The organism is Paracoccus sp. DMF-8, assembly GCF_029309835.1.
Lineage (GTDB): Bacteria > Pseudomonadota > Alphaproteobacteria > Rhodobacterales > Rhodobacteraceae > Paracoccus.
The window spans coordinates 194,960-207,599 of sequence record NZ_JARJHL010000011.1 but is presented as its reverse complement, the minus strand read 5'-3'; the positions used below and the strand labels follow the sequence as shown (position 1 = coordinate 207,599).

The window sequence follows — 12,640 nt, the reverse complement described above, 5'->3', positions numbered from 1 at the left end:
TCATCCATAGCCCCGGCGGTGATTCGACGCAAACGCAAAGCCCCAAGGTTTTTAGGAAATAGCCTTGGTTGCGGCGATATGCTCGGCTAAGTTCGCGCCGATCACCCAGCACGAGAGCAAGAGCATGACGCAACGTCTTCACCTCGTCTTCGGCGGAGAGCTTGTCGATTCCGCGCGGACCGAATTCCGCGACCCCGACAAGATCCACGTCGTCGGCGTTTTCCCCAATTACCAAGCCGCCCATGCCGCCTGGAAGGCCGAGGCGCAGCGCACCGTGGACAGCGCCCAGACCCGCTATTTCATCGCCCATCTGCATCGCCTGCGCGACGAAGAGATCGAGGCCAGCGCCACCGAAAAGCTGGGCGGCTGACCCGGATTGGCGGCGCTGCATGACAGCGCGGGCAAGCTGGCGCTGTGGCTGCACCTGCGCAAGACCTTTCCCGCAACCGAGGATGTCGCGATCCCCGAACCCGGCCAGTTGCCGGGGCCGGGGCCTTTGCTGTTCGTGCATCTGGAAAGCGGCGCCGACGATCCTGCGGCGCTGGCGCCCGTGCTGCAGGCGCTGCGATCCTCGCGCCCGGATCTGCGCATCCTGATTTCGGGGGGCGGGACCAGCCTGGACGGGCTGCCGCGCGGGACATTGCGGATGCCGCCCCTGCCCGACGCCGCCAGCGCCACGCGCATGACCGCGCAACTGGACCCCGCCGCCCTGCTGATTCTGGGCGAGGATCTGCCCGCCGCGCTGATCGCGGATTTCGCCCATCGCCACGCCCCGATCATCATGGCCGAATCGCGCCTGACCGGCCAGAACCGGCGCGGCTTCTGGAAAAACAGCCTGACGCGCAGCCTGTTTTCGCGCATCGACCATATCCTGGCCCCCGACCAGCCTTCGGCCACGCTGGCCCGCGACCTTGGCGGCCGCCGGGCCGCGATCGAGGTGACAGGGCCGGTGACCGATATTCGCGCGCCCCTGCGCGGCAATGAGCCCGAACGGCTGGTCATGGCCCAGTTGCTGCGCGAGCGCCACATCTGGCTGGCCGCCTCGCCCACCATCCCCGAGGCGCATGTCGCAATCGCCGCCCATCAGGAGATGCTGCAATACAACCACCGCGCCATGCTGATCCCGGCGGGCGTGCCCGGACGGATCATCCCCGAACTGACGGAAATGGCTGCGGAAATGGGGATGGCCGTGGTGCTGCGTTCCGATGACGAAGACCCCTGCGCGGATGACCAGATCCTCATCGCCGAAGAGGATGACGAAATGGGCCTGTGGTATCGGCTGGCGCCGGTCTGTTTCATGGGCGGCACGCTGATCGAGGGCGAGGGCCTGCCCCCCCGCCATCCCTTTGAACCGGCGGCGCTTGGCTCGGCCATCATCCACGGCCCCCTGCCCGGCCCGTTCGAGGCCGAATGGGCGCAACTTGACGGCGCGGGGGCGGCGCGTCCCGTTCCCGATGCCGAAGGGCTGCGCAAGGCCCTGAACGACCTGTCCGCCGCCGATCAGGCCGCGGTTCTGGCACAGAATGCCAGGGGCGTCAGCACCGGCGGCGCGGCGGTCATCCGCCATATCGCCGCCACGGTGCTGGGCGCGATCGGGGCGCGGCCAGTGACGCTGCGCGCGCCCCGGTTCTGGAACGACCGCAAGCCCGGACTGGCTGCCCGCGCGCTGTCGCCGCTTGGCGCGCTTTACGCCACGGGCACGGCCCGGCGGCTGGCGCGCGGGTCGCGCAGGCGCGTCGGCGTGCCGGTGATCTGCATCGGCAATATCAACGCGGGCGGCACCGGCAAGACGCCGACCGTCATCATGCTGGCGCAGATGCTGGACCAGCGCGGGGTGCGGGTGCAGATCGTTTCTCGCGGCTTTGGCGGCAGCGAAAAGGGACCGTTGCGCGTCGATGAGCGCCGGCACAAGGCCGCGCAGGTCGGGGATGAGCCGCTGCTGATGTCATCCTTCGCGCCGGTCTGGGTCGCAGATGACCGCGTGGCGGGCGCAGAGGCGGCGGTGGCGGATGGCGCGCAGGTGATCGTGCTGGACGACGGCTTTCAGGACCCGTCGCTGCATCACGACCTATCGCTGGTCGTCGCCGATGCCGCGCGTGGTTTCGGCAACGGGCTGTGCCTGCCCGCAGGCCCGCTGCGCGAACCCGTCGCGCGCGGCCTTGCCCGCGCCGATCTGCTGCTGACCATCGGCGACGCCGCCGCGCAGGCGCGGTTCGCGGACAACTGGGGCGATGCGGCATCAGGCGTGGCGCGGCTGACCGGTTCGCTGGATCCGTTGCAGATGGGCATGGACTGGCACGACCTGCGCGTTCTGGCCTTTGCCGGGATCGGCCATCCGCAGAAATTCTTTGCCACGCTGTCCGGCCTTGGCGCCCAGATCATCCGGGCCGAGGCGCTGGAGGATCACCAGCCCTTTACCCAGGCCCTGCTGACCCGTCTGGAAACCGAGGCGCGGCTGACCGGCACCCAGCTTGTCACCACCGAAAAGGACGCCGTGCGCCTGCCCCGCAGCTTTCGCCCCAAGGTGCTGACCCTGCCGGTGCGCTTGCGTCTGGACGATGCGGCGCCGCTGGCCGACGAGCTTGCCGCGCTCGGGCTTTAATCGTCCTGCCCAAGACGCGGGGACGCCCGGTCCAGCGACAGTTCCGAATCGGAAAAGACGATGGGGGTGCGGACGCCGGGGATGCCTTCGGGGGCGATTTGCAGGCCCCGCGCGATGATCTGGGGATCGGCGAAGACATCGGCCATGTCGTTGATCGGACCGGCGGGCACGCTCTGCGATTCACAGGCGGCCAGCAGCTCGTCGCGTTTCCACAGTTTCGTCACGGATGACAGGGCCGCCGTCGGCTCTCGCGGTTGGCGATGTGCGTTGGGCGTTGGTCGTGGACATCGGGCGCATCGGCCAGCGCGGGCAGGCCCAGAACCGGCGCACAGGCCGGCGATATTGCCCGTCATTTCCGGTCGCGATGATGATCCAGGCATCGGCGCAGTCAAAGACCGCATAGGGCACCAGATTGGGGATGGGCATTGCCAAGCCGCTGCGGTGCCGTCCCCGTCGCCAGATAGTTCATCGCCTGATTGGCCATCACCGCCGTCGCGACATCGAACAGCGCCATATCGATACGTTGGCCCCGGCCCGTGGTCTGTCGCTGATGCAGCGCCGCCAGAATGCCGACGACGGCATAGATGCCCGTGAAAATATCGAGCGACCGGCACGCCGACCTTTTGCGGCTGGCCATCGGGCGCGCCGGTCACGCTCATCAGGCCGGACATGCCCTGAATGATGTAATCGTAACCCGCGCGGGCCGCATAGGGGCCGGTCTGCCCGAAGCCGGTGATCGAGCAATAGACAAGCCGCGGGTTCACCTGCGCCAGCGACGCATGATCCAGCCCGTATTTCGCCAGCCCGCCCAGCTTGAAGTTTTCCAGCACGACATCGGCGTCGCGGATCAGGTCGCGGACCTTGGCCTGCCCCTCGGCCGTGCGGAAATCGGCGGTGACGGATGCCTTGCCGCGATTGGTCGCGTGGAAATAGGCCGCGCTTTCGTCGCCGTCGCGGGTGATGAAGGGCGGCCTCCAACGGCGGGTGTCATCGCCTTCGGGGGCTTCGACCTTGATGACCTCGGCCCCCAGATCGGCAAGCGTCTGACCGGCCCAGGGGCCAGCCAGAATCCGTGCCAGTTCAACGACTTTCAGCCCGGCCAGAGGCTTCACGGCCTATCAGCCCGCTGCCGCAACCTTGGCGTCCAGAACCTCCTTCAGCGATTCCTAAGGTTGGTTGTGGACGGTTTCGCCATTGATGATGAAGGTCGGCGTGCCTTCGATCTTGTCGCCGCCTGCGTTGGTCTGGAAGGTCGTGACCAGATCGGCGACGGTCTGCTGGTTGTTCCAGCAGGCTTCCATCTGGTCGGGCGCCATGCCCGCCTTGGCGCCGATCTTGCGCAGGTTCGTGGCGATTTCCTCGCCGGTCTTGCCCGCCAGCCAGGTCGTCTGTTCGGTGAACAGCAGGTCCGAGACCGCGTAATATTTGTCGTCACCGCCGCAGCGCGCCAGCACGCCCGCCCACAGGCCGACCGCGTCGAAATAGACATCGCGCTGGATGAACTTGACCTTGCCGGTGTCGATATATTCCGTCTTCAGCTTGTCAAAGTTGTTGTTGTGGAAATCGCGGCAATGGCTGCAGGTGAAGCTGGCATATTCGATGAAGGTGACCGGCGCGCTTTCCTGGCCCAGCACGATGTCGGGCAGGACCTTGCCCTCGGGGGCTTCCTGGCTGGCCTGCGCGGTTTCGCCCTGGGCGGGGGCGGCGTCCTGCGCCAGCGCCGGGCCAAAGGTAAGAGCCGAAATCGCGGCGGCGGCGGCCACCATGAAGAAGGGGCGGTCAAGGGTCATCTGCGTGCCTTTCGGTCGTTGTCGTCCGTTTTGGACATGGTGTTCAGCGCCATCTGCCGGATTGCGGCGGACAGGACGGGATCTTGAAAACCGCCGGCGATGGCCTCGGCCTGCCGGCAGGCTTCGGGGCTGGGCGGGCGACGGCGGGGTTCCTTCGGCCCGTGGTCAAAGCTGGCCTGCCCCTCGGCAAAGCCGGTGGGCGCGGTCTGGGTCAGGGTGATGCGCGACACCGCGTTGAAGCCGTAGCAGGCGTTCACCTTTTCCCTGATGCGGTCCTTTTGCATTTCGATCAGGGGGGCATGGGCGCCCTGCACCAGCAGGGTCAGCGTCGCGCCAAAACCGCGCCCGTGGCTGATGCGGACGGGGCGGGTCGATTGCGCAAGCTCGGGGCCGACCACCTCGGCCCAGTTGGTCAACAGCCGCGCCACGGCAAAGCCGCGCGTCTCACCGACCGCCCGCACCGGGGTTGCAACCAGCGCCGCCGCCGTTTCAAAGCCGCGCATGCGACGGCGCAGGCCAGCATCGTTGCGGCGGTTGTCGGCATTGTGCTTGGCTTTGGTCTGGGCCATCTGGAACCGCATGGTTAAACTGCGCCGCAGTCTGGACCGCCCCGCATCCATTTGCCAGAGACAAGGTCTGAAAATTGCGTGAAAGCTCAGTGATCGCGACACGGCTGCTCGGCTGGTATGACCGCCACGCCCGCAAGCTGCCCTGGCGCGTCCCGCCCGGCGCGGGGCGCGGCGACCCCTATCGCGTCTGGCTGTCGGAAATCATGTTGCAGCAAACCACTGTCGCGGCGGTGAAATCCTATTTCGAACGCTTTACGACGCTGTGGCCAACGGTCGAGGATCTGGCCCGCGCCGATGATGCGCAGGTCATGGCCGAATGGGCGGGTCTGGGCTATTACGCCCGCGCCCGCAATCTGGTCGCCTGCGCCCGTCAGGTCGCGGCGCAGGGCGGCTTTCCGACCACGCGCGAGGGGCTGGCCGGGCTGCCCGGCGTCGGCCCCTATACCTCGGCCGCGATTGCGGCGATCGCCCATGACGCGCCTGAAACCGTGGTCGACGGCAATGTCGAACGTGTCACGGCGCGGCTGTTTGCCGTCGAAACCCCGATGCCCGCCGCCAAGCCTGTTTTGCGCGATCTGGCCGCGACCCTGACCCCGCAAAAGCGGCCGGGCGATTTCGCGCAGGCCGCGATGGATCTGGGCGCGACGATCTGCACGCCGCGCAGCCCGGCCTGCACGATCTGTCCCCTGACGGACGATTGTGACGCCCGCGCGCGGGGCATTGCCGCCGATCTGCCGCGCAAATCCCCGAAAAAGCCGAAACCCGAACGTCGGGGCATTGCCTGGGTCGGGCTGACGAACAGCGCCGTTCTGGTCGAGGAACGCGCGCCCAAGGGCCTGCTGGGCGGCACGCTGGCCTTCCCCTCGACCGGGTGGGACGGCAGCGACCTGCCCCCGCCCGCCCCCGCCGACTGGCGTCAGGTCGGCGCGGTGCGCCGCATCTTTACCCATTTCGCGCTGGAGCTTACAGTGATGGCCGCCCCCTTGCGACGCCAGCGACGCGCGGCAGGCTGTCCCCTGGACGAATTCGACCCAGAGGCGCTGCCCGGCCTGATGCGCAAGGTCTGGTCGCTGGCCTGTCCGGCAGATCCCACCGCAACCAGCCCTGCCCGGAGCCTGACATGACCCAACCGCTGCGCCACCGGCTGATCGACGCCCTGCCCTTCTGGATGTCGCTTGGCATGATCCCCCTGACGGTGCTGGCGGCACTCAAGGGCGGCTGGTGGTTCCTGACCCTGCCCGCCTATGCGTGGTATCTGGTCACCTTCATGGATCTGGTGCTGGGGCTGAACGGCGAAAACCCCGATCCCCAAACGCCCGAGGAACATCTGTTCTGGTATCGCGCCATCACCTTGATCTGGTTTCCGGTTCAGGCGGCTCTGATCTTTGGCACGATCTGGTATGTCACGCGGCAGGGGCATCTGGGCGGCCCTGAAAAGCTGGGGCTGTTTTTCGGCATCGGCGTCAGTTCCGGCACCATCGGCATGGTTTACGCCCATGAGCTGCTGCACCAGCGCAACCGGGCAGAGCGGTGGCTGGGCGATCTGCTGCTGGCCTCGACGCTCTATTCGCATTTCCGCACCGAACATCTGCTGGTGCATCATTCTTGGGTGGCGACGCCCCGCGATGCGGTGACGGCACGGTATAACGAAGGCTTTTTCCGCTACTTCCTGCGTGTCTCGGCCGATTGCCCGGCCAGCGCATGGCGCGCCGAAACCGCGCGGCTGACGCGGTCGGGACGGTCGGCCTTTGATCTGCGCAACCCGTTCTGGCGCTACGGGGCGCTGCAACTGGCGATGCTGGCGCTGGCCCTGGTCTTGGGTGGCGGGACGGGGCTGTTGCTGTTCATCTGGCAGGCCTTTGTCGCGATCTGGCAGTTGGAGCTGACCAATTACGTCGAACATTACGGCCTGACGCGCAAATATCTGGGCAATGGCAAATATGAACATGTCCTGCCGCGTCATAGCTGGAATGCCTCGCATACCGCGTCGAACTGGCTGCTGATCAACCTGCAACGCCATTCGGATCACCATTACAAACCCGACCGCCGCTTTCCCCTGTTGCAGACCTATTCGCAGGAAGATGCCCCGCAACTGCCGTTCGGCTATCCCGCGATGACCTTTGTCGCGATGATCCCGCCGGTCTGGCGGCGGCGCATGAACCCGCGCGTCCGCGCATGGCGGCGCCAGTTCTATCCCGAGATCGCGGATTGGGCGCCCTATACCCGCGGCGAAAACCCGCCCCCGCGCGGTGCGCTATAGCGCCGCGAAACAATATCCTGCGGCGCGCTATAGCGCAGCAAAGGCCCGGATCACCGCATCCACCTGCAAGGCGCCATAGCTGGCATTGGCATGGCCGTAATCATCCGCGTCATGGGGCACGTCGTCATGCGGGTTCAGCCGTATCGAGCCGCGCATCCATTCCGGCGCGGTGAACAGCCCGTCAACGACGGTTTCAGCAGGCTGCGGCAGCCGGATCGCCGCATCGCCGATTTCGCGGTCCAAAAGGTCGATATAGCGCGCGTGAAAGGCCGCACCATCGCCGCGCGCGACCATTTCGACATAGGTCCTGAAACCCTTGGCCCCCACATGCGCCTCGGCCGAAGGAAAGACCGTATCCATGAATACCACCGGCCCCTGACCCAGCCCATGCAGCGCGCGCATGACCCGCAGCGCCGAGGAATCGGCGATCCGGCGCTGCATCATCGCATCGACAAAGCCGGTCGAGACCAGACGGCAGGCCTTGCCCGCCCGGACCGAGGGGAAATCGCCGCTGCGATGCGTCGCCTGCAATTCGGCGATCTGTTTGAAGGAAATGCCCCCCAGCACGACAAAGCCGTCATAGCCCGACAGCGGCAGTTCCGGCACGCCGTTGTAAAAGACCATCTGCTTTTTCGTCTCGGCATCGGTCGGCACGAATGCGCGGTCACGCAGTTCCAGCCTGAACAGCGTGCCCCCCGGCATGGCAAAGATATCCGGGTCGAAACCGGGCCAGCGTCCGGGCCCGTCGCGCAGCGCGATCCGCACCGCCGCAGTATGCGAATTGCCGATCACCAAAGGGTTGCGCGGCATCATTTGCGCAGCGCCTCCAGCAGGATTTCCTCGCAGATGACATCTTCGGCGGGAGTGGTGTCGGTCGGGGTGTCGACCTCCAGCGGCTGCGGCGCGGGAGCGTCGATGCCATGGGCGCCCAGAAACGTCGCGATGACGGTATCGACGCCGGCTTGCGTCACCTCGCGCAGGTTCGGGGCGAAAAACCCGCCGCGCGCCGCCGGGTTGGTCACGATTTCATAGGACGGAAAGTAATCGACATCATCATGCCCGGCCGCGAATTCATTGGCGGCGGCCAGCAGCACCGCCTTGGACCGGCTGGTCGCGGGCAGGACGTGCCGCCCCGATGCGGTCGCGGTCAGCGGCACGGGCGACACCGTCAGGATCATCTTCATCCCCGGATGCAGATCCTGCAACAGCCCGCGGGCCAGCGCCAGATCGGCCATGACATCCTGCCAGCCAAGGTTCAGGAATTCGTGCTGCGCGGGGTCGAATTCGCCCGCCACCACGCCCGGACAGGTCGGCCAGACCCGGCCCGTTTCGCGATCCGCCCAGCATTCCGTCAGCCCAAGCGTGAACACGAAATGCGACGCCTTGCGCAGCATCCCCAGCACCGCGCGCAGATGGGCCCGACGCAAGGCCACCGCCTCGTCCAAGGAGGCCAGCCCGCCCGGCTCGACGGTCGGGCGCAGCGCGTCATGGAAACGCCCGTCGCGGGTCCAGATATCGGCGGGATCGACACGGCCCGCCATCGCGTCACGGATCAGCTGGACCAGTTGCCGGGTCGTATAGATATTGCCGTAACGCGCCGAATAGACGCCGTAGCCATAGGCCTCGGCGACGCGCTTCGGCCTGCCCGCAGGCGCGGGTTCGGCGTCCAGCACGTTCAGCCCGGCCCGGCGCAGCGCCCGCCCGATATGCTGGGCGAAGCAACTGCCCGCCGTGGCAATCGCCGCGCTGCGGTCCAGCGGGAATTTCGGCGTGAAGATCCCCTCCAGCGCCTGCGGCCCCGCCTCGGCCACGGCGCTGCGCCAGAAGGCGCTGTCGGGAAGGTCGTCATAGGGATGCGTCATCGCGCCTGAATGCCACGGCAAGGGGAAAACGAAAAGTCCCCGCCCTTGGCACCGGCGGACCGATGCAAAAGGCGGGGCAAGTTTGGTCCCGGCCGTGCGGAACTCACGGCAAGCGGGACTCGGCGAAACGCAATTCCTGTGTCGGATCAGTTCGGGCGGCCGGTTTCGTCGGCCTGCATTTCCGCGCGGATCTGCTGGCGCAGGATGTCGATGGGGACCATCTGACCCTCGCGCTGGAAATGCCAATAGGTCCAGCCATTGCAGGACGGCGCGCGTTGCAGTGCCGCGCCGACCTGATGGATCGAGCCCTTGACGTCATCGCCGATCAGGCTGCCATCGGCGCGCACCTTGACCTTGTGGCGGTTGTCCAGCGAATACAGTTCCTCGCCCGGACGCAGCATGCCGCGCTCGACCACCTGACCAAAGGGCACGCGCGGCTCTGCCCGCTTGCCGGTGGTCGTGGCCAGCGCCGAGGCATCCAGACGGCGCACCCGGTCCAGACGCTTTTGCGCGATGGCGCGATAGGCGTCCTCGCGTTCGATCCCGATGAAATTGCGGCCCAGCATCTTGGCGACGGCGCCGGTCGTGCCGGTGCCGAAGAACGGGTCCAGCACGACATCGCCGGGGTTGGTCGAACCGATCAGCACGCGATGCAGCAGCGATTCGGGCTTTTGCGTCGGATGGGCCTTGCCGCCATTCGCGTCCTTCAGCCTTTCGCCGCCGGTGCAGATCGGCAGCACCCAATCGGAACGCATCTGAACCCCTTCGTTCAGAGATTTCAGCGCCTCGTAGTTGAATGTGTATTTCGCGCCTTCGGATTTGCTGGCCCAGATCATCGTTTCATGGGCGTTGGTCAGACGCTTGCCGCGAAAGTTCGGCATCGGGTTGGACTTGCGCCAGATCACATCGTTCAGGATCCAGTAACCGGCATCCTGCAGCGCCGATCCGACGCGGAAAATATTGTGATAGGACCCGATCACCCAGATCGCCCCATCGGGTTTCAGCACGCGGCGCGCGGCGGCCAGCCATTCGCGGGTGAACTGGTCATAGGCCGCAAAGCCAGAAAACTGGTCCCAATGGTCATCAACGGCATCGACCTTGGAATTGTCGGGGCGATGCAGATCGCCGCGCAACTGCAGGTTGTATGGCGGGTCTGCAAAGATCAGGTCCACGCTGTTTTCAGGCAGGCTGTTCATGACCTGAATACAGTCGCCAGCCAGAATGGAGTTCACAGGAAGGTCCTGCGGCCCGGCGCTCCGGGTCGATTGGGTTTTCGTCATCACTGCCTCATCTGCCGGCTGTTATTCGCCGATCTGGTATGCCGCTTATGATGAGTCAGAGCCGATTCGCCGTCAATTTCTTTATTGAATCAACAACTTGGCTTTTGGTCTTTACACAAGATGTTGTGGATGGGTTTGAACGAACGCCGATGATGTAGAGTTATCCCCAGCCTGTGGATAGATTCGCGATGCTGCGCTGTCGGATAACCCGCGTTTTTCTCCCAGCCATAGCCGGGATGCTGTTGCGCCAAATCCACCATGATCCGATCGCGCAGCACCTTGGCCACGATCGAGGCTGCCGCGATCGATAGCGAACGGGCATCGCCCTTGATGATTCCCTCGGCCGGGATCTGCAACGCCTACGGGACCGCCTTGCCATCGACCAGAACGTAATCGGGCATCATACCGCGCGGATGCTGGGCCAGCCGTTCCACCGCGCGGCACATCGCCAGATGCGAGGCGTGGTAGATGTTCAGCCGGTCGATTTCGGCGACATCGGCAAGGCCGTGCCCCCAGATGCAATGCTCCATGATCCATTCGGCCAGATTTTCGCGCCGGCGCGCGCTGGTCTGTTTCGAATCATTGATGCCGGGGGGCAGCGGCCCGGCCAGAATCACCGCCGCCGCGACCACCGGCCCGGCCAGCGGGCCGCGCCCGACCTCGTCGACGCCCGCGATGATGCGCGCGCCGCGTGCCCGTGCCGCTTCCTCGAAACTCAGGTCGGGAAAGGTTTTCATCGGGTGATCGTCACGCCGGGAATCACGACTTCCTCAAGGTTCACGCCATCGCCTTCGCGGTCCACGACCAGAAAATCGGCGGCATGGTCCAGGGGTGTCAGCACCCCGTGCCAGGTTCCCGCATGCAGGTTCACGCCCACGCCTGCGGGCACGATAAAGGCCAGCGGCTGGCCGGGCCTGCCGCCTTCGTCCGGGGCGACCACCGACAGCCAGGGCTGGTCGCCCAACGGCATGAAGGCCTGAGAGCCAAGCGGGTGGCGTTCCAGCAACCGGCATTCATAGGGCAGGCTGACGGGTTCGGAACGGAAGATGGAAATGATCGCCTCGCCCCCGCCGCGCTGCACGGTGGCCAGCGCATGATGGCGTTCGCATTTCCCGGCATTGATCATCTTGCTGGGCGTATCGCGGGCGGTCAGGACCTCGCCAAAGGGGGCAAAGGCTGCGGCGGTGATCGGGGTGGCCTTGATCGTGGTCATGTCATCTCCTCGGGTTGTGGCCTGATTAACCCGCCCCGCCGATTCCGTCGAGGATATGGGTCAAGGCCATCCGCCGGATCGCGGGGTCGCGCAGATAGGCGGCCTGAACCCGCGCGGCCTGCGACATCTCTTTGCATTTGTTGGGGTTTTCGCGCGCCCAGGCCAGTTTTTCGGCAATATCGGCGCAATACCGTTCCAGCGGTATATAATGTATCCACGGTTTGAAGCGTCCGGAATAAAACACTTCCCAACCGTCTTCTTCCTTCAGCAGCACCGACTGGCTGTCGATGGCGCCGATGAAATTCGAGCCGTGATCGTAACCCGCCATATACAGCTGATAACGGTAGCGATTCATCAGACCGCGCCCCGCGCGCGGGCGGCAATAGGGGGCCAGCAGCGGGTCATCGGCAAAACCGCGGAAGCGCCAGGCCATGACGACGCCGATATCGAAATCGGGATGGTCGATCCAGGCCCGCACGAACGCCAGCCGAGAGGTGCGCGACAGCTTGTCCCAAGCCTCGGCCCGCGCGGCAGGGTCATCGCCCGCCTGTTCCAGATCGTTCAGGAAATGAAAGGACGGCAGACCGGGGCGGCGTTCGCCCGTCACCAGATTGCCGGAAATCATGCCGCGCCAGAGCACCTTGTCCAGCTTGTCCTCGAAGGGGATCGGATCGGGGCGCGCAGCGGGGTCAAAGCCCGGCAGGCCGATATCGTGCTGCCCCGGCAGCGGCCAAAGGACGACATTGCGCGCGCCGGCGCGGCGGTTGCGGCACAGGACGGGCGCGCCAAGGGGTTTGCCATCGGGCGAGCCCATCCAGCGCGAATCCTCCATATCGACGCGGATCGGATCGGCGCGGCCAAGACGCAGCACATCGTTGATGACACCCGCCAGCCGCCCCTGTTTGAAATGCAGGTCCAGATCGGCGACCGCGATGCGCCGCGTGCCGGTGCCGTTTCCCGCGCCGGTCAGGGCAATCGGCAATACCGCGCCATGCCGCCCGCGCAGCTGATCGCCGCCGTCCCAGTGGCAGGAATAGCGCGAGACCGCCTCGGTTCCCGTGCCA

The 12,640-nt window shown here is 65.9% G+C and carries 11 protein-coding genes and 3 pseudogenes; 5 read left to right on the top strand and 9 right to left on the bottom strand.

All coding sequences use genetic code 11. The features are described 5' to 3' along the window. Nucleotides 1-124: 124 nt before the first annotated feature. The 3 genes and pseudogenes from PE067_RS12530 (at nt 125) to lpxK (ending at nt 2,602) form a co-directional block, all read left to right on the top strand. Nucleotides 125-370, top strand: coding sequence for a DUF4170 domain-containing protein (locus PE067_RS12530; protein WP_276189694.1), 246 nt, complete (start codon nt 125-127; stop codon nt 368-370). A 135-nt stretch (nt 371-505) separates the two neighbouring features. Then, a pseudogene (locus PE067_RS12525) lies at nt 506-937 on the top strand (glycosyltransferase N-terminal domain-containing protein); the annotation flags it as partial. Between the two features lie 669 nt (nt 938-1,606). Further along, on the top strand, nt 1,607-2,602 hold the full coding sequence (lpxK, locus tag PE067_RS12520; RefSeq protein ID WP_276190030.1) for a tetraacyldisaccharide 4'-kinase: 996 nt from the start codon (nt 1,607-1,609) through the stop codon (nt 2,600-2,602). Here lpxK and PE067_RS12515 read toward each other — a convergent pair. From PE067_RS12515 to PE067_RS12505, 3 genes and pseudogenes are all read right to left on the bottom strand, one after another. Then, nucleotides 2,599-3,714, bottom strand: a pseudogene (locus PE067_RS12515) (CaiB/BaiF CoA-transferase family protein). The gene lpxK and the pseudogene PE067_RS12515 sit on opposite strands and share 4 nt — an antisense overlap. Nucleotides 3,715-3,768: 54 nt before the next feature. Continuing rightward, the gene (locus PE067_RS12510) at nt 3,769-4,392 is read right to left on the bottom strand and encodes a DsbA family protein (protein ID WP_276189691.1); all 624 of its coding nucleotides are present in this window, start codon (nt 4,390-4,392) and stop codon (nt 3,769-3,771) included. Continuing rightward, nucleotides 4,389-4,895 carry a DUF721 domain-containing protein gene (locus PE067_RS12505; protein ID WP_276190028.1) on the bottom strand — a complete coding sequence of 169 codons (507 nt, stop codon included), beginning with the start codon at nt 4,893-4,895 and terminating at the stop codon, nt 4,389-4,391. The genes PE067_RS12510 and PE067_RS12505 overlap by 4 nt, the downstream gene beginning before the upstream one ends. Nucleotides 4,896-5,035: 140 nt before the next feature. Between PE067_RS12505 and PE067_RS12500 the strand changes: the two genes are divergently transcribed. After that, entirely contained in the window at nt 5,036-6,085 is a 1,050-nt protein-coding gene (locus PE067_RS12500; RefSeq protein WP_276189690.1) for an A/G-specific adenine glycosylase, read from the top strand. Continuing rightward, nucleotides 6,082-7,221, top strand: coding sequence for an alkane 1-monooxygenase (locus tag PE067_RS12495; protein ID WP_276189689.1), 1,140 nt, complete (start codon nt 6,082-6,084; stop codon nt 7,219-7,221). The genes PE067_RS12500 and PE067_RS12495 overlap by 4 nt, the downstream gene beginning before the upstream one ends. 27 nt (nt 7,222-7,248) lie before the next feature. Here the strand turns inward: PE067_RS12495 and PE067_RS12490 are convergent, their stop codons facing one another. From PE067_RS12490 to PE067_RS12465, 6 genes and pseudogenes are all read right to left on the bottom strand, one after another. Next, nucleotides 7,249-8,034, bottom strand: coding sequence for a hypothetical protein (locus tag PE067_RS12490; protein WP_276189687.1), 786 nt, complete (start codon nt 8,032-8,034; stop codon nt 7,249-7,251). After that, a complete protein-coding gene (locus PE067_RS12485) occupies nt 8,031-9,083 on the bottom strand; it encodes a GSCFA domain-containing protein (protein WP_276189686.1) in 1,053 nt (350 codons plus the stop codon). The genes PE067_RS12490 and PE067_RS12485 overlap by 4 nt, the downstream gene beginning before the upstream one ends. Nucleotides 9,084-9,229: 146 nt before the next feature. Then, nucleotides 9,230-10,363 carry a site-specific DNA-methyltransferase gene (locus PE067_RS12480; protein ID WP_276189685.1) on the bottom strand — a complete coding sequence of 378 codons (1,134 nt, stop codon included), beginning with the start codon at nt 10,361-10,363 and terminating at the stop codon, nt 9,230-9,232. Nucleotides 10,364-10,452: 89 nt separating this feature from the next. Then, nucleotides 10,453-11,100: pseudogene (locus PE067_RS12475) on the bottom strand (ribonuclease HII). After that, entirely contained in the window at nt 11,097-11,576 is a 480-nt protein-coding gene (locus PE067_RS12470; RefSeq protein ID WP_276189684.1) for an ureidoglycolate lyase, read from the bottom strand. Before PE067_RS12470 ends, PE067_RS12475 begins: the two are co-directional and overlap by 4 nt. Nucleotides 11,577-11,601: 25 nt before the next feature. Then, nucleotides 11,602-12,558 carry a glycosyl transferase family 90 gene (locus PE067_RS12465; RefSeq protein WP_276189682.1) on the bottom strand — a complete coding sequence of 319 codons (957 nt, stop codon included), beginning with the start codon at nt 12,556-12,558 and terminating at the stop codon, nt 11,602-11,604. Nucleotides 12,559-12,640: the final 82 nt, after the last annotated feature.